The organism is Moritella yayanosii (assembly GCF_900465055.1).
GTDB classification, from domain to species: Bacteria; Pseudomonadota; Gammaproteobacteria; order Enterobacterales; family Moritellaceae; genus Moritella; species Moritella yayanosii.
The window spans coordinates 3,460,387-3,476,431 of the sequence record NZ_LS483250.1; the positions used below are offsets into that span (position 1 = coordinate 3,460,387).

A 16,045-nucleotide genomic window follows, 5' to 3' on the forward strand; every position below is an offset into this window, starting at 1 on the left:
TTTTTTCATTCTCGCACAGCCATGGTGCAGCTAAGGCTGAGTGGTTGCGGATAGATGTCGTTAAAACGAGGGGGTGTGGGCAATAGGCAGGAAGATCTCTGTGTTTATGCAGGTTAAGAAGAACATCATTCTTTTTATAGGTGTTTAAAGTAAGCTGGCTTGGTTATTGCTCACTTGTCTTGATAGAGAATGTATTTATAAAAATAAAACAATAAACAATGTGCTGAGCAATTCAATGGAGACGTCTTATGATTTTCGGACGCAAGGATCAAAAGCCTATTCGCATTGCGGATAAACAGATTAAAGAATGGAAATATACAACGTGTGGATATTGTTCTACAGGTTGTTCTATCGAGATCGGTGTTAATGAGCAAGGGAATGCAGTTGCGAGTCGGGGCGTGGCTGACGCTGATGTAAACAGAGGTAAGTTGTGCATTAAAGGTATCTTTGAGCATGAGTTATTTGACGCAGCAGGACGTGGTAACCATCCCCTGGTGCGCGATCAAATTCATGAGCCGTATAAAGAAATAAGTTGGGATGTAGCACTCGATACCATGGGCGAAAAAATTAAAGCGATTCAAGACCAATATGGTAAAGATGCATTTGCCATTGTCTCTACAGGGCAGTTATTAACGGAAGAGTTTTATACCCTAGGTAAGTTAACGCGTGGTTGTATTGGTACCAATAATTACGATGGTAATACCACCTTATGTATGGCCTCTGCCGTATCGGGTTATAAACGCTCATTTGGTTCGGATGGCCCTCCTGGCTGTTACGATGATTTTTCGCATACCGATTGCCTAATTGCCTGGGGTTCTAACCTGCCAGAGCAGCACCCCGTTATTTATTGGCGGTTAAAAGAAGCCAAAGAACAGCGCAACTTCCCGCTTATCGTGGTTGATCCGCGAGTCACTATGCTGGCGCAGTTTGCCGATATCCATTTGCCGATTAGTCCTGGTACCGATATCGTTTTACAAAATGCTTTAATGCATGTGATCTTAAAAGAAGGCCTCGAAGATAAAGACTATATCGAAAAACACACCAATGGCATTGAAGAGTTAAGAGCCTGTGTCGCCGATTTTGACCCGACATCAGCCGCTAAGATCTGTGGTATCGATGAAGATACTATCCGTCATGTGGCCCGTTTATTTGCTAACGCAGGTCGTGCCATGAGTATCTGGACCATGGGCCTGAATCAAAGTACCCATGGCAGTGACGCCATCACGGGTTGTAATTCATTATCGCTGATCACGGGTAATATTGGTGTTCCGGGTGGCACTAGCTTATCTATTACTGGTCAATGTAATGCGATGGGCACACGTGAGTGGTCTTCTTGTTCTGGCTTACCGGGTTATCGCGCATTAGAGAAAGAAAAGGATCGTAACGATATTGCTGAATTTTGGGGCATTGACCCAGAGTTCTTCCCGAAAAAACGCGGGTTAGCACAAACCGATATTTTTCCTGCGATAGAAACAGGTCAAATTAAAGGGCTATGGCTGGTGGCGACCAACCCAATGACCTCGATGCCGAATACTTCGCGTATTCGTAAAACATTAGAGAAGTTAGATTTCTTAGTGGTGCAGGACGCTTATCAAGATGTAGAGACTACCCAATACGCGCACATGTTTTTACCTGCTGCAGTTTGGGCCGAGAAAGAAGGGGTCTTCACCAATACCGAGCGCCGCGTTAACCGCGTCAGTAATGTGCAGCCGCCAAAAGGGAACTCTAAATCTGACTTCTGGATCTTCTCTGAATTATCGAAGCGTTTTGAAAATGGTAAAAAAATAACCTTTCCTGCCACGCCAGAGGAAGCATTTGAAGAAATGAAAACGCTGTCCAAAGGTGCTGACCGTAATCTTGATATTTCAGGCATGACTTACGAAAAAATCGAACAAGCCCGTGGTCTACAGTGGCCGTATCGAGAAGGTGCCACGGACAATGACGAAGGCGCGCGTTTATATACCGATGGTAAATTTGCCACGCCAACAGGCAAAGCCAATTTAATTCCACTGCCTTGGATTGATAATAATGAACACCCTTGCGATGAATACCCATTCTGGTTAAACAGTGGTCGTGTGGTGGAACATTTTCACACCCGTACCCGTACCGGTAAAATGGGTAATCTCAACAAATATAGTCCAACCCCGTATATGGAAATGAATCCAGACGCCGCTGCCAAGCTGGGTATCAAACATCAAAGTTATGTGCGTTTGGCTTCGCGTCGAGGTGATGCGATCGTCATGGTGCAATTAACCCAGCGTGTGGCACCAAACGCGGTATTTATTCCATTCCATTTCCATGATTGTGTTAATCGCTTGTCGTTAGGTCTACTTGATCCGCATTCACGTCAACCTGCATTCAAACAGAGTTCAATTCGTATTGAGCATGTAGATCAGAAACTGGCCGCGAAAATGAACCGTGAGAGACGTACGTACTAGCTATTTTTGTACATGATTTTTTATAGACAGTTACGTTTATTTATAGCGACTAGAGCGAGAACATAACAGGGATAAATTATGTTAGATAAATTAGAACAGTTTAGAGACCGCCTTGATCAAATCGGGGCGCCAGAAAAACCGGTTGTTAAAGATGGTACGCCGATCTTTGAGCACCGTGTTGGTGAGCAAGATTACGCCAAATTAGCAGATGTAGAAATATTTGATGTTAATACTTACGGCAATAAAATTGATTTAATCGAACGTACCGAAGGTAAACTGCCGGTTGGTCGTTCAATGAATATTAATGAAAATAAAGCGGTAGGTGATAACCCGAATCGTAATAAACAGCATGCCTTCCACTTTACCGCGGATAACTGTATTGGTTGTCACGCGTGTGAAGCCGCGTGTAGTGAAAAGAATGACAACCCTGCACATATTGCCTTCCGCAGTGTGGGCTATGTCGAGAGTGGCAGTTACCCTGATTACAAACGTATTAATATATCCATGGCGTGTAATCACTGTGATGATCCGGTTTGTCTAAAAGGTTGTCCAACCAAAGCTTATACCAAACATGTTGAATATGGCGCGGTATTGCAAGATCCGGATACTTGTTTTGGTTGTGGTTATTGTACTTGGGTTTGCCCATACAATGCGCCACAACTCGATCCAATTAAAGGTCAAGTAACCAAATGTAATATGTGTGTAGATCGTCTGGAAGTCGGGTTAAAACCAGCGTGTGTCGCCGCATGCCTGGGTAATGCACTTAACTTTGGGGTGGTGGAAAATACCCCTGAAAACCGTATTCAGGCGAAAACATCGATGCCGGGGTTTCCTGATCCTAGTATCACCCAACCGAATATCCGTTTCCAGCAGACCACCAGTACTCAGCGTGAAATGACGCGTACTGATAACATGCCGCTTAAATACCATAAACAAGATGATGGCTCGTTCCGCTCGGTGGTGGATGAAAAAGACGGTAAGGAACAATCGTGGAACTTGGGTCGTTTGAGTTCACGTGAAAATCCACTGGTGATATTTACCCTGTTTTCACAAGCGGCGATGGGCGCATTTGCGCTTATCTTTCTTGGCCCATTACTGGGCATCGAAAGCTTAACTGGATTTACAGGATCTGGCGCGGGTTTGTCATTGCTGGTTATATTAATGGCGATGCAAGCGATTGGCTTATTAATGTCGACACTGCATCTTGGTAAACCTAAGCGTTTCTATCGTGGCTTTAACAACCTAGCACATTCTCCTGTCAGTCGAGAGGGCTTAGGTGTGGCCTTATTCTTTGGCTTCATGGGCGCATTTATGTTCTTCCAAGGGCTCGCTTGGTACTTTGACGTTAACATCTTTAATTATGTGGCGAATGTCTTTGGTGTGCTGGCCTTAATCGGTAGTGCTGGTGGTATATTTTACATGTACCGCAGTTACCGTATCAAAGCGCGTCCGTTCTGGGATCATTGGCAAACCGCTTGTTCGTTTGTTGGTTCTGCAATTGCACTCGGGTCGCTATTAACGGCTTTGGTCGCTGTGATGGGTGGCGTTGAGCTTTATCCATTACTTACCGAGTTAGCGCCTGTTGCCATCACCGGTTTAGTGATTGAAGCGTTTGGTCTCTATTCACATGCTAAACACCTCAATGTAGAGCAGGGGGAAGGTGCGGCTTCGCATTACGTACAATGCACAACATTTGGTAAAACGTATAAGTTACGTAATCTTACCGTGGCCATTAATATTTTTGCGGTAACCTTACTGGCTGTATTAGCACCATCTGGTATCTTAAGTCTGTTATGGTTATTGCCAATGGCATCCATTGCATTAGCGTCAACCGTCAGTCGTGCGCTGTTTTATGTACTTGTTATTCCGACCACTATGCCAGGTGCATTCTTTTGGAAAAATAAAGGCTTTGAGCAACATGCTCGTGATGTTGGCTTAGCAGATATGCCACAAGTGGGTATTATACCTGACTTGCATTAATGGGGTGTATCTGATTTGTAGTAAATGGTATCTGACTGACGATAAATCGCAGGAAAGGTGTGATAAGGGCAGCGCTTGCTGCCTTTGTTATTTATGAAGATAATACTAATTTAGAGACGGTTAGCGAAGTGTTGAATCTTATCGATAAGTTAAAGTCATACTAAAAGATTAGCATTAGCCGATTGATTAATTTTCAATTGTCATGTTAATGTAATTGTCTGTAATGAGACTAGAAATTTTCCAATCTAGGGTTAAACTTGATTGTACATAAATAATACAGCTGTCGTTAGATATGGTGATATTTATCTGTTTATCAACAAACTGAATTATCTATTTTAAATACTTAATACAACTATTTTTAATATTTAAGAAAATATAGTTTATTTGTGCAGTTATGCTGATGGTTGAATTTGTCGGTAGGCCTCAGTCGTGATAAGATTGCGCAGATTAATGTGTAATAAGGGGAGAATTGTTGATGAGCAAAGATATGCAAAGTATGGCATTAGTTCCTCAGGGTAGCATTGAAGCCTATATCCAAGGCGTGAATAATATTCCAATGTTGACTGCTGAACAAGAAAAGGAACTAGGCGAACGCTTGCAGAATGAAGGTGATGTTGATGCTGCACGTCAGTTGATCATGTCACATCTACGCTTTGTAGTTCACGTTGCTCGTGGTTACGCAGGTTATGGACTTGCTCAAGCTGACTTGATCCAAGAAGGCAACATCGGCTTAATGAAAGCGGTGAAACGATTTAATCCCGCGGTAGGTGTAAGACTGGTGTCTTTTGCCGTGCATTGGGTTAAAGCTGAGATCCATGAATTTGTACTGCGTAATTGGCGTGTAGTAAAAGTTGCGACGACTAAAGCGCAACGTAAACTATTCTTTAATTTACGTAAATCAAAAAAACGCTTAGGCTGGTTTACCAGTGCTGAAGTGAAAACCGTTGCAGAGACCCTTGGCGTTTCTACTAAAGATGTAGTGGAAATGGAATCAAGAATGTCTTACTCAGATCAAGCATTTGATTTATACGCTGATGATGATAGTGATAAGGACTCTGGTTCAACGAGTTTTTCGCCAGCACAGTATTTGGAGGACAACTCTTCGGATGTAGCGCTACAAGTAGAACGTGAAAACTGGGATAAAAGCGCATCTCGACGTTTAACTAACGCAATTTCTGAATTAGATGAACGTAGCCAAGATATCGTTAAATCTCGTTGGTTAGCGGAAGACAAAGCCACACTGCAATACTTAGCTGATCGTTATGGTGTTTCTGCTGAACGTGTTCGTCAGTTAGAAAAAAATGCCATGAAAAAACTGCGCGAGTTTATTACCGAATAATAAACACACAGAATTGTTAAAATGAGGTCTCCAATGGAGGCCTCATTTTTTTTGGCAAGAAAATAAATAAACGTTTGATCTCTTATTTGGTTTTCAGGGCAGGGCGCTTAAAAGTTTCTTAGAGCGTTTGGTTAATGGCGCCTTTCGTCACTAGGATATGGTTAACTTAAATATACTCAATAAGCGGTTATGCCATTTGTTTAAAACTGGTTTTGAGTTCAACCATCAACTGCTGCTGCCAAGCCACTTGGTACAGATTGGTTGATTCTACTTTTAACTGCGCCACTTTAAATGCTTCAATTTCAGAAATTTCACGTTGTTGCTGCTGGGCATTATGACTGATTTGTTGGATCTTGACGTAATTGTCATGTTCAGGACCATTCTTAATCGCTTCAATACGATCTAAATGTAACTGCACTTCAACCACCATCTGGGTTTTAGGTAGTCGTACTAATAAATTGATATCACGGTAACCATTTTGTTTGGGGTTATTAAAACGATTCTTTATTTGTACTATATCGGTTTCTTGTTCGAGTAACTCAAACGCGCTGATTAGCTGTAGGCTGTTTTTAGCAATCAGTGAACTACGGGCTAAATCGGTGATTTTTTCTACCGCACCATCATGCTTATTGGTGATTTTGGCTTGGGCACGTTCAATACTTTTAATGGCTGGGATCACGGCATTGGTTTGTGACATTAATGCGATTTGTTGGGTGAGTGTGGCGAGTTCATCTTGTGCTGCTTTAGCTAATGAATAAAGCGAATCAAAATCGGAATAAGGTTGAATGATATGAGTGTTACTTATATCAGACAATTGATAAAGGCCGGCTAAGTCTTTGCTTATTTGTGTGCGCACTCGGTTAGTGGCACTGCCGTTATTAGAGGCTTGATTAAGGCTAAGCATGCTAGCGGCTTCGAGCGGCGCTTTACCGGCTAGCATTAGTACTAGAATTAATGATGTTCTGAGAAAGCTATACATAGGTATCCTTTTTAAGAAAACGCATTCGCATCATTGTATGTTGATACAGAGTAATAGATGAGTGCGCACTGTCACAATTCAAGGTGAGGCAGTGTAAAACTGTGTAAGAAGTGACTAAGCTTGTAAAATAGTGAGAGTGATATCACTTATTTGTGCTGATTCGGTTAATTAACTAGTAAATATACTGATGCGCTTGTAGTTTATTTAAGTTACAGTGTTCGCGATCACTAACTTCCAATATCGTTTCTATATTTAAGGCTTATTTAATGATGAAAAAAACACTAACCGCAATAATGATTGTTGCTGCCCTTACTGGCTGTGCTCGCCAAAATGCGACAACAGGCGAAGAAGAAACGAATACCGCCACCAAGTCTGCGATTGGCGGTGCTATTGCGGGTGCATTAATTGGCGCTTCGACAGGTAAGAAAAACGCTGTTTTGTTTGGTGCATTAGGTGGTGCGGCGATTGGCGGTGGTATTGGTCATTACTTCGATCGTCAAGAAGAAGAATTACGTCAAGAGCTGATCGGCTCTGGTGTGCAAGTTAAGCGTGTGGGTGAGAATGAATTGCAGTTGATTATGGCGAAGGGGATTGGTTTCCAAACCGCGGGTTATAATTTAAGTGGTAATATTTACTCAAGTTTAAACAGCGTGGCTAAAATCCTTAATGAGTATCCTAAGTCATCACTGCGTATTGTTGGCCACACGGATAGTGTCGGTAGCGCACAATCGAATTTAACACTGTCTGAAGAACGCGCTGAATCTGTCAGTGAGTACCTCAATAAACGTGGTATCAAATCAGGTCGTTTATCAACGCGTGGTTATGGTGAGCGTCGTCCTATTGCGTCTAATGAGACAAAAAGTGGTCGTGCTGCTAACCGTCGTGTAGAAATTAGTATTACTGCTAATTAATTAGCAGTAAGCATATAGGCATGACCAGTTGACGTTATATTTATCGTTGTTGGTTGTACCGAGATCCGAACCCTGTGTTCGGTTTTTTTATAGCTATAAATTAAAGCGTTCAGCTAATGCAGGAGTAGGGGACATGGTATTTAAATTTTGGATAAAAAAAGACCCAGTTATATAAATAACTGGGTCTTTTTAATTGGCTCCCCTTGCTAGACTTGAACTAGCGACATATGGATTAACAGTCCACCGTTCTACCAACTGAACTAAAGGGGAATTATTTGGTGCCCGAACCCGGAATTGAACCAGGGACACGAGGATTTTCAATCCTCTGCTCTACCGACTGAGCTATTCGGGCAAATGGTGCCGACTGCCGGAGTCGAACTGGCGACCTACTGATTACAAGTCAGTTGCTCTACCTACTGAGCTAAGTCGGCACTAAATGCTTTTTCATAAAGATAGTAGTATATCTCTATTTATTAATATGGTGCCCGAACCCGGAATTGAACCAGGGACACGAGGATTTTCAATCCTCTGCTCTACCGACTGAGCTATTCGGGCAAATGGTGCCGACTGCCGGAGTCGAACTGGCGACCTACTGATTACAAGTCAGTTGCTCTACCTACTGAGCTAAGTCGGCACTAAATGCTTTTTCATAAAGATAGTAGTATATCTCTATTTATTAATATGGTGCCCGAACCCGGAATTGAACCAGGGACACGAGGATTTTCAATCCTCTGCTCTACCGACTGAGCTATTCGGGCAAATGGTGCCGACTGCCGGAGTCGAACTGGCGACCTACTGATTACAAGTCAGTTGCTCTACCTACTGAGCTAAGTCGGCACTAAATGCGTGTCGCATAATATCATCTTCATTTAAAAAAACAAGTCAATATTACACTTTTTTATGCTGTCCAATTTTGGTGCCCGAACCCGGAATTGAACCAGGGACACGAGGATTTTCAATCCTCTGCTCTACCGACTGAGCTATTCGGGCAATGGAGCGCTATTAAATATAATTTAGGTCGTTCAGTCAACTGTTTCGCCAAGTTTAGTGAAAATAATATAGGTTAACCCTATGAACTGGCTGATTAACCATCAATACGTGTGTTTTGTTGACGTTTAACGGTTAAGTTGACGAAAATGACGGTTTACTGCGGATACATAGTTTTTTATATCGGCGCGAGATTGAGTATTAGTGAAACTTTGGTAAACCTCGTAAGAAGATAAGCCATTGATGATGGTGAATGCTTCTTTTTTGTTCTTTGAGAAGGTTTGCAGCATGTTTTTTGGTCCGGCAATATAACTTGCCAACATGGCATAATAGCGAGATTTAGGGTTGTTTATCCCTTTCAGATACTGTTTATCTAGTAAAGATAAATAACTGCTGCCAATATCCAGGTTATTATTGTTATTAAATAGCCAGTTTGGTTGCGGTTTAAAGGGATATTTCTTTTGCTGATGAAATACATCTTGGCCAATAGAACTGGAAATTTGCATTAAGCCAATACGACCCGTGCTGCTGAGTGCATACGGATTAAATAAACTATCAACTTGGATCATGGCGGTGACTATGTGGCTATCAATGCTATAGCGTTGCGCTGATTGTTTAATCAGGGTTTGATAACGCTGCATGCGCACCTTGGTATGGTTAGCGGTTAATGTAAACGTCACAGCGTCTACTGAACGCCCATTGATCGTTATTTGCTTACGCTGGTGCTGAATAAGATAGTTAGCATAACGAGAGGCGCGCCAATGCCATTTTATGGCTTTGCCATCATGATCTTTAACTTGTAGATAAAGAAATGGCTTCCCTTTAACTTCAGAGCTATAACTGGTGTAGAAATCTGTGTATGCAGGTTGCTCAGGGGCAAGTAGAGTGTACTCAATCGCCTGCTTAAGGTATTGCTGACTATTTGGTTGTGCGAGTGTCTCGACACGGACGTTACCTTGTTGAAAGTCGATAATGGAGCGACTGCGGTAATCGTTGGTATATTTGATATAGCGATAATTGGTTGAAAACGACCGTTCAGTATCACCCCAAAGGTTGGTTACTTGGCTGCGGTAATTATCTTGTAAGGTGTTAAGCGCCGTATTGTCTTTGTCGTCGGATTTTTCGGTTTTGGCGCGGTAATTTGGCTGCTGATAAGAAAGTCGTGCTAGCGCTTGAGTGGTATTATTGAGACTAGCGAGTTCGACTGAATGCTGATAGTCACTTATCGAGCAGGCGCTTAAGACACTGCAACTGACAGCGATTAGTAGTGTGCGGAATATTGCCATGGGACTGATTGGTTCTCTGGGTTAAACTTGCCTAGCGCTAGAGTATCACGCTAGGCAATCGAATTAAGCTTTTGGGGTAAAGCCGTCAATGATCACGTCTTGACCTTCAAACAGATATTTGACCATTTCTTGTTCAAGAAATATGCGGTCTTTTTCATCCATCATGTTTAATTTTTTTTCGTTCAGCAGCATAGTTTGTTTTTGCTGCCATTCAGACCACGCCTCTTGGCAAATATGATCAAAAATACGTTTACCTACTTCACCAGGATAAAGTTGAAAACGTAAACCTTCCGCTTCTTTTTGTAAGCGTGTGCAGAAAACCATTCTAGCCATGTTATGCCTCTCTCAATGCTTGAGATGTTAATAATTTTTTAGTTGCAGCTGCTAATCCCACAGTTGCCGGGTGCTCTATGTTATACCAAAGAGTCCCTTGAGGTTCCATTATTTGTGTACTTGTTGTGGCAATTATTTCCACTAACAATGGACTAATATCAAGATGGAAGTGGCTAAATGTATGCCTAAATCCAACTAATTCTTGGGTGCTAAACTCACTAATGCCAAATTTTGCGAGTTGTTCTTCCAGCGATACAGTGTCATCGCGCTCGGGGAAACACCAGAGACCGCCCCAAATACCCGCCGGTGGTCGTTGCTGTAAGCACACCGTTGAGCCTTGCTTTAGTAATAGCATTTGCACCGTTCTCACCGGAATTGTTTTCTTCGGTTTCGGGGTTGGGAATGCAGTTGGGGTGCCCATCGCGCGGGCTTTGCAATCATCATTAACCGGGCAAATATCACAATCAGGTCGGCTACGGGTACAAACTGTAGCGCCTAGATCCATCATCACCTGATTATAATCAGCGGTTTGTTGTTGCGGTGTGAGTGCTTCAGATAACGCCCACAGGGTATTTTCAACAGCCTTCTTACCATACCAACCTTCAATTGCGCCCCAACGGGTTAATACGCGTTTGACGTTGCCATCTAAAATTGGGTGGGGCTGATTTAATGATAATGACAAGATCGCGCCAGCGGTTGAACGTCCCACGCCGGGTAAGGCTAATACTTGTGCAAACTCGGTTGGGAACTGGCCTTGATATTGATCGCGGATCAACTGCGCAGCTTTATGCAAATTACGACCGCGTGCATAATAACCCAGTCCGGTCCATAAGTGTAAAACCTCATCGATGTGCGCATTCGCCAAATCGGTGACGGTGGGGAATTTTTGCATAAAAGTGGTGAAATAAGGGATCACGGTGCTGACTTGGGTTTGTTGTAACATCACTTCACTTAACCATGTAGGATAAGGTTCGTGATATTGCTGCCAAGGTAAATCCTTACGGCCAAAGTCTTTAAACCAAGCAAGTACCCGCGGGGCAAATGTGTCTTTATTATTCTCTAGTAGCGATGTCATCGGGTGTTTTTAGCAAATATGGGGATTTAGGGTGAAATTATGCCACACAAAACTTGCCAAATTCAGCTATCTTTGGATAATGCCCAAATTAACCGATAAATTTATAATGTTTATGGCGATTAAACTGTCATAACGGCGACTGGATAAAAGATGACTGAACATAAAAGAATTGCGGATCCTGAATTAACTGAAGACGGCAAACGCATCCGTAAGATTAGAAGTTTTGTATTACGTGAAGGGCGTTTAACCAAAGGTCAGGACGCCGCGATGAAAGATTTTTGGCCGACTATGGGTCTAGATCATGACATGGGAATGCTCGACTTTGCTGAAGTTTTTGGTAACGATAACCCTGTAACATTAGAAATTGGCTTTGGTATGGGCGCATCGTTAGTCGAGATGGCGGCGGGCTCACCAGAGAAAAACTTTATCGGTATCGAAGTGCATTCACCCGGTGTTGGTGCATGTCTGATGGCTGCGGGTGAACACGGCATTACCAACTTGCGCGTATTTTGCCATGATGCAGTTGAAGTATTAGCGGATTGTATCCCTGATACTAGTTTAGGTGGCATGCAGTTATTCTTCCCAGATCCTTGGCATAAGAAGCGTCATCACAAACGTCGCATTGTACAAGCAGAATTTGCAGAAAGTATTCGCCAAAAACTTAGCTTAGGTGGTATCTTCCATATGGCGACGGACTGGGAACACTACGCCGAGCATATGATTAAAATAATGGCTGTTGCACCAGGTTATGAAAATACCGCAACAGAAGGGAATTTTGTGCCACGTCCAGACTGGCGTCCATTAACTAAATTCGAACTACGTGGTCACCGTTTAGGGCACGGCGTTTGGGATATTATGTATAAACGTACTAAATAATTCGAGGTAATAATGGCTAAAAATCGTAATCGTCGTCTACGTAAAAAACTCCATGTTGATGAATTTAAAGAATTGGGTTTTGATCTTTCTTGGGACTTCGCTGAAGGGACAACTGACGCGCAAATTGACGCTATCTTAGATGGTTTCATTGCTGAAGTTATCGATCCGAACAAACTGGCTTTTGCTGCTGACGGTAACTTGCAATGGGATGGTATGGTTTGTACTGAGACCCACGGTAAATGTACAGAGGAACAACGTGAACAAGTGAAAATTTGGTTAGAAGCAAAAGGTGTTCAAAACCTAATTGTTAGTCCATTATTTGATTTGTGGTACGGTGAAGAAGGCGAATAAGCCCATTTACTAGTCCCTAAAACCGACTGTTTTCAGGTATATCACCTTAACACGGTCGGTTATTTGTTGTCTTATGTCTACGCTCGACAGCTGCTATTTTTCCATTGTTGTTCCCGCTTTCTACAGCACATCGAACACCGCATTTTAAATAGGTTATTTATGCTATCTAACGCATCTCTAGAAGAATTGCTCGTCGAAATCCGCCCACTCATTGGCGAAGGTAATGTTGCCAGTTATATTCCAGCGTTAGCGAACGTTAATCCCAATCAATTAGGTATTGCTGTGTGCATGGCAAACGGTGATGTGTTTACGGCCGGTGATGCCGATACCCGTTTTTCAATCCAAAGTATTTCCAAAGTCTTTGCATTGACTGCGGCGTTAACCCGTTTTTCTGAAGATGAATTATGGACCAGGGTGGGACGAGAACCTTCTGGGCAAGCCTACAATTCACTTATTCAATTAGAGTTTGAAAAAGGTAAACCGCGTAATCCATTTATTAATGCGGGCGCATTGGTGGTGGCTGATATGTTGCAAAGTCGCCTTTCTGCACCGAAACAACGGATGTTGGAATTACTGCGAAAACTGGCTAACTCGACTGATATCTATATTGATCACAATGTGGCAGATTCAGAATTTGAACACATGGCGCGTAATGCGGCTATCGCTTATTTGATGAAATCACACGGTAACTTTACTAATAGCGTCGAAACGGTATTACAGAGCTATTTTAGCTATTGTGCGATTAATATGAATTGTGTGGAATTGGCGACTGCCTTCTCATTTTTAGCGAGAAAAGGGATACCTTGTCATCGCAACAAAAGCCTGGTTAGTGAACGTTGTACGCGCCGCTTAAATGCGTTGTTGGCTACGTGTGGTCTGTATGATGAATCAGGTGATTTTGCTTTCCGTGTCGGCATGCCAGCGAAAAGTGGCGTTGGCGGTGGTATTGCTGCCGTGATCCCCGGCGAATTAACGGTTTGTGTGTGGTCGCCAGAACTGAATGATTCAGGTAATTCGTTGGCGGGCACGGCATTGTTAGAGCTGTTTAGTGAACGTTTTGGCCATTCAATTTTCTAACGGTAACGGCTGCTCGTGAGCAGCCGTTACTTATTGCGCCCCTTTTACTCTAAATAAACAGATCGAATAAGCTATTTAGATAACGATGACCCAGTTTGGTCACTTGCCAATGGGTTGCGGTTTCAGTGAGTAGACCTTTTTTTATCGCGGCGTCAATCTGCTTACTAACCGTGGACAACGGCAATCCGGTAAAGTCACAAAAATCCTGCTTCGGGGTTGCTTCGGTTAACCGAAAACGATTCATGAAGAATTCAAATGGCAGTTCATCTTGGGCTACGACATGTTCATTGTCTAAAAAGGCGTTATCAGCGTCCATATAACCGCGTGGGTGCTTTACTTTACTGCGGCGGACTATCTGACCTGTTTCTGGTTCCGTTAGCTTACCGTGCGCGCCACAGCCAATCCCGATATAGTCACCAAAACGCCAATAATTTAAATTGTGCTGACATTGGTTACCGGCTTTCGCATAACCGGATATCTCATATTGCTCATAACCGGCTGCACTCAAGAGTGCATGGCCTTGTTCAAAAATATCCCAAAGGACATCTTCATCCGGCAAGGTGGGCGGTTTAGAGTGAAATTGGGTGTTCTGCTCAATGGTTAATTGATACCAAGACAGATGTTGAGGCGCTAATTCGACCGCTTTATTCAAATCATATAAGGCATCGTTCAGATCTTGATGTGGCAGGCCATGCATCAGATCTAAATTGAACGAGTTTAACGCGGATTCGCTGGCAATGTTGGCCGCGCGGATCGCTTCATCAGGATCGTGGATACGGCCTAATAAATTAAGCTTTTCGGCTTGTAAACTTTGCACACCTATCGAGATGCGGTTAACACCGGCGGCGACATAACCGTGAAAACGATCGGCTTCGACAGTCCCAGGGTTAGCTTCCATGGTGATCTCGATATTGTCACTAAATGGGATCATGGCTTCAATACCATCAAGTATGTTGCCGATACCTGCAGCGCTGATCAAACTGGGTGTACCGCCGCCAATAAAGATCGAATGCAATGAACGTTGGAATACGCGTGGTAATTCACTGCGTAAGTCAGCCAGTAGATCGGCAATGTATTCGTCTTCCGGGATCTTACCCTTCTGCGTATGTGAGTTGAAATCACAGTACGGACATTTTTGTACGCACCATGGAATATGCACATATAAGCTCAATGGCGGTAGTCGCATTGGCATATTTGTAATCTGATCTACAGTTGTTACTGTATCAGTTGTCGTCGTCATCATGGTATCTGTCATTATTTTGTGGCTAATCGAGTGTGCTGTTCGTGCATTGCCGCTAACAATTTGGTTAACGCTTGGCCGCGATGGCTCAACTCACTTTTACGTTGTTTAGTCAGTTCTGCGGATGTGCAGCCTTCCGACTCCACAAAGAAAATAGGATCGTAACCAAACCCATCTTCACCACTTGGCTGCTGGGTTATAACGCCATCCCAGCTGCCGTGACAGACTAACGGTGTTGGATCTTCTGCATGGGTCATGTAGACCAATACACAATGAAAACGTGCGGTACGTTGCGCCGTTGGTACACCTTTAAGTGCGTCTAATAACTTAAGTAGGTTATCACGATCACTGGCATCTACACCGGCGTAACGGGCAGAATAGATACCGGGTACACCTTGTAGCGCATCAACGGCTAAGCCTGAATCATCAGCAATCGCAGGCAGACCCGTTAATGCTGCTGCATGTTTCGCTTTGATGATGGCATTTTCAATAAAGGTGGTGCCAGTTTCATTCGCTTCGACAATATTGAAGTTACTTTGTGGCAGCACTTCCAGACCAAATTCAGCAAGCAGTGCTGACATTTCACGAACTTTGCCTGGATTACCAGTAGCGAGAACAACTTTAGACATGGTGCGCCTTTATTATTTATAAAAAAAAGTTAAATGAGATGAGTTATACCACTCCTCTACGGGTCAGGTTATACAGGATCAGCGATCACTGATAAAGCCTAATCAACATAAAACTTCTGCTGGAATTTTAGCTCTTGGGTTTGATTACCGCTGCTTATCGTTACCTTGATACGGTAAGTTTCTTCGTTACGATGTGGCACTTCTGCAATGTAGTAAATAGCATTTTTTTCGCGAATTTCACGCACGTCTAACTCGCGGATATTACCGAGTAAATTACGTGCTGTTATTGTCATGGTAACCGCTTGCGCTTTTAAGGTATCGCTATCAAGCACTGAAATATTGATAATACCGAGGTATTTACTCCGGTTGATAGCATAATCCGAGGCGATGTCAGAGGTTAAGAATGTGCTTGGGAAAGCAATGTAATGCACATCCCAATCACCCAGTTTTTGCATTTGTTCTGCATTGGCGGTTGCTGAGACGAGTAAGGTAATAGAGAGTAATAAATATTTCAATAATGCTGGCATGTTGGCTCCGAAATTAA

General features: G+C 43.1%; 14 protein-coding genes and 8 tRNA genes. 7 read left to right on the forward strand and 15 right to left on the reverse strand.

Annotated elements, in window-relative coordinates:
- Positions 1–248 precede the first annotated feature (248 nt).
- The 3 genes from MORIYA_RS16015 to rpoH all read left to right on the forward strand — a co-directional run bounded on the left by MORIYA_RS16015 (position 249) and on the right by rpoH (position 5,757).
- The gene (locus MORIYA_RS16015) at positions 249–2,438 is read left to right on the forward strand and encodes a molybdopterin oxidoreductase family protein (protein WP_112716761.1); all 2,190 of its coding nucleotides are present in this window, start codon (positions 249–251) and stop codon (positions 2,436–2,438) included.
- A gap of 78 nt (positions 2,439–2,516) precedes the next feature.
- Complete coding sequence (locus MORIYA_RS16020) at positions 2,517–4,418, forward strand: DmsC/YnfH family molybdoenzyme membrane anchor subunit (protein WP_112716763.1); 1,902 nt, start codon at positions 2,517–2,519, stop codon at positions 4,416–4,418.
- 475 nt (positions 4,419–4,893) lie between these two features.
- Positions 4,894–5,757, forward strand: coding sequence for an RNA polymerase sigma factor RpoH (gene rpoH, locus MORIYA_RS16025; RefSeq protein WP_112716765.1), 864 nt, complete (start codon positions 4,894–4,896; stop codon positions 5,755–5,757).
- Positions 5,758–5,944: 187 nt separating this feature from the next.
- On the opposite strand, the gene MORIYA_RS16030 is transcribed toward rpoH, so the two are convergent.
- Positions 5,945–6,736, reverse strand: coding sequence for a RelA/SpoT domain-containing protein (locus MORIYA_RS16030; RefSeq protein ID WP_112716767.1), 792 nt, complete (start codon positions 6,734–6,736; stop codon positions 5,945–5,947).
- Between the two features lie 266 nt (positions 6,737–7,002).
- Between MORIYA_RS16030 and MORIYA_RS16035 the strand changes: the two genes are divergently transcribed.
- Entirely contained in the window at positions 7,003–7,647 is a 645-nt protein-coding gene (locus MORIYA_RS16035; RefSeq protein WP_112716769.1) for an OmpA family protein, read from the forward strand.
- A gap of 194 nt (positions 7,648–7,841) precedes the next feature.
- Here the strand turns inward: MORIYA_RS16035 and MORIYA_RS16040 are convergent.
- From MORIYA_RS16040 to mutY, 11 genes are all read right to left on the reverse strand, one after another.
- Positions 7,842–7,917: transfer RNA gene (locus MORIYA_RS16040), tRNA-Asn, on the reverse strand.
- 6 nt (positions 7,918–7,923) lie between these two features.
- Positions 7,924–7,999, reverse strand: a tRNA-Phe gene (locus tag MORIYA_RS16045).
- A 3-nt stretch (positions 8,000–8,002) separates the two neighbouring features.
- Positions 8,003–8,078, reverse strand: a tRNA-Thr gene (locus MORIYA_RS16050).
- A gap of 48 nt (positions 8,079–8,126) precedes the next feature.
- A tRNA-Phe gene (locus MORIYA_RS16055) sits at positions 8,127–8,202 on the reverse strand.
- A 3-nt stretch (positions 8,203–8,205) separates the two neighbouring features.
- Positions 8,206–8,281, reverse strand: a tRNA-Thr gene (locus tag MORIYA_RS16060).
- Between the two features lie 48 nt (positions 8,282–8,329).
- Positions 8,330–8,405: transfer RNA gene (locus MORIYA_RS16065), tRNA-Phe, on the reverse strand.
- A gap of 3 nt (positions 8,406–8,408) precedes the next feature.
- Positions 8,409–8,484, reverse strand: a tRNA-Thr gene (locus tag MORIYA_RS16070).
- A 77-nt stretch (positions 8,485–8,561) separates the two neighbouring features.
- A tRNA-Phe gene (locus tag MORIYA_RS16075) sits at positions 8,562–8,637 on the reverse strand.
- A 125-nt stretch (positions 8,638–8,762) separates the two neighbouring features.
- Positions 8,763–9,920, reverse strand: a complete 1,158-nt coding sequence (locus MORIYA_RS16080) for a murein transglycosylase domain-containing protein (RefSeq protein WP_112716771.1) — start codon at positions 9,918–9,920, stop codon at positions 8,763–8,765.
- A 63-nt stretch (positions 9,921–9,983) separates the two neighbouring features.
- Entirely contained in the window at positions 9,984–10,253 is a 270-nt protein-coding gene (locus MORIYA_RS16085) for an oxidative damage protection protein (protein WP_112716773.1), read from the reverse strand.
- A gap of 1 nt (position 10,254) precedes the next feature.
- A complete protein-coding gene (mutY, locus tag MORIYA_RS16090; RefSeq protein ID WP_112716775.1) occupies positions 10,255–11,328 on the reverse strand; it encodes an A/G-specific adenine glycosylase in 1,074 nt (357 codons plus the stop codon).
- A gap of 150 nt (positions 11,329–11,478) precedes the next feature.
- Between mutY and trmB the strand changes: the two genes are divergently transcribed.
- The 3 genes from trmB to glsB all read left to right on the forward strand — a co-directional run bounded on the left by trmB (position 11,479) and on the right by glsB (position 13,632).
- Complete coding sequence (gene trmB, locus MORIYA_RS16095) at positions 11,479–12,204, forward strand: tRNA (guanosine(46)-N7)-methyltransferase TrmB (protein ID WP_112716777.1); 726 nt, start codon at positions 11,479–11,481, stop codon at positions 12,202–12,204.
- A 12-nt stretch (positions 12,205–12,216) separates the two neighbouring features.
- Positions 12,217–12,555 carry a YggL 50S ribosome-binding family protein gene (locus MORIYA_RS16100; RefSeq protein WP_112716779.1) on the forward strand — a complete coding sequence of 113 codons (339 nt, stop codon included), beginning with the start codon at positions 12,217–12,219 and terminating at the stop codon, positions 12,553–12,555.
- A gap of 159 nt (positions 12,556–12,714) precedes the next feature.
- The gene (gene glsB, locus MORIYA_RS16105; RefSeq protein ID WP_112716781.1) at positions 12,715–13,632 is read left to right on the forward strand and encodes a glutaminase B; all 918 of its coding nucleotides are present in this window, start codon (positions 12,715–12,717) and stop codon (positions 13,630–13,632) included.
- A gap of 49 nt (positions 13,633–13,681) precedes the next feature.
- On the opposite strand, the gene hemW is transcribed toward glsB, so the two are convergent.
- The 3 genes from hemW to MORIYA_RS16120 all read right to left on the reverse strand — a co-directional run bounded on the left by hemW (position 13,682) and on the right by MORIYA_RS16120 (position 16,028).
- Positions 13,682–14,887, reverse strand: coding sequence for a radical SAM family heme chaperone HemW (gene hemW / locus MORIYA_RS16110; RefSeq protein ID WP_408632087.1), 1,206 nt, complete (start codon positions 14,885–14,887; stop codon positions 13,682–13,684).
- Positions 14,887–15,501 carry an XTP/dITP diphosphatase gene (locus MORIYA_RS16115; protein WP_112716783.1) on the reverse strand — a complete coding sequence of 205 codons (615 nt, stop codon included), beginning with the start codon at positions 15,499–15,501 and terminating at the stop codon, positions 14,887–14,889. The genes hemW and MORIYA_RS16115 overlap by 1 nt, the downstream gene beginning before the upstream one ends.
- A gap of 98 nt (positions 15,502–15,599) precedes the next feature.
- Complete coding sequence (locus tag MORIYA_RS16120) at positions 15,600–16,028, reverse strand: DUF4426 domain-containing protein (protein ID WP_112716785.1); 429 nt, start codon at positions 16,026–16,028, stop codon at positions 15,600–15,602.
- Positions 16,029–16,045 lie beyond the last annotated feature (17 nt).

Excerpts from the sequence above, each read along its gene's own strand:
- glsB (WP_112716781.1), top strand. The coding sequence starts at position 12,715 with ATGCTATCTAACGCATCTCTAGAAGAATTGCTCGTCGAAATCCGCCCA.
- MORIYA_RS16085 (WP_112716773.1), bottom strand. The coding sequence starts at position 10,253 with ATGGCTAGAATGGTTTTCTGCACACGCTTACAAAAAGAAGCGGAAGGT.
- MORIYA_RS16030 (WP_112716767.1), bottom strand. The coding sequence starts at position 6,736 with ATGTATAGCTTTCTCAGAACATCATTAATTCTAGTACTAATGCTAGCC.
- MORIYA_RS16120 (WP_112716785.1), bottom strand. The coding sequence starts at position 16,028 with ATGCCAGCATTATTGAAATATTTATTACTCTCTATTACCTTACTCGTC.
- MORIYA_RS16015 (WP_112716761.1), top strand. The coding sequence starts at position 249 with ATGATTTTCGGACGCAAGGATCAAAAGCCTATTCGCATTGCGGATAAA.
- MORIYA_RS16115 (WP_112716783.1), bottom strand. The coding sequence starts at position 15,501 with ATGTCTAAAGTTGTTCTCGCTACTGGTAATCCAGGCAAAGTTCGTGAA.
- rpoH (WP_112716765.1), top strand. The coding sequence starts at position 4,894 with ATGAGCAAAGATATGCAAAGTATGGCATTAGTTCCTCAGGGTAGCATT.
- trmB (WP_112716777.1), top strand. The coding sequence starts at position 11,479 with ATGACTGAACATAAAAGAATTGCGGATCCTGAATTAACTGAAGACGGC.
- MORIYA_RS16035 (WP_112716769.1), top strand. The coding sequence starts at position 7,003 with ATGATGAAAAAAACACTAACCGCAATAATGATTGTTGCTGCCCTTACT.
- mutY (WP_112716775.1), bottom strand. The coding sequence starts at position 11,328 with ATGACATCGCTACTAGAGAATAATAAAGACACATTTGCCCCGCGGGTA.
- hemW (WP_408632087.1), bottom strand. The coding sequence starts at position 14,887 with ATGACAGATACCATGATGACGACGACAACTGATACAGTAACAACTGTA.
- MORIYA_RS16080 (WP_112716771.1), bottom strand. The coding sequence starts at position 9,920 with ATGGCAATATTCCGCACACTACTAATCGCTGTCAGTTGCAGTGTCTTA.
- MORIYA_RS16100 (WP_112716779.1), top strand. The coding sequence starts at position 12,217 with ATGGCTAAAAATCGTAATCGTCGTCTACGTAAAAAACTCCATGTTGAT.
- MORIYA_RS16020 (WP_112716763.1), top strand. The coding sequence starts at position 2,517 with ATGTTAGATAAATTAGAACAGTTTAGAGACCGCCTTGATCAAATCGGG.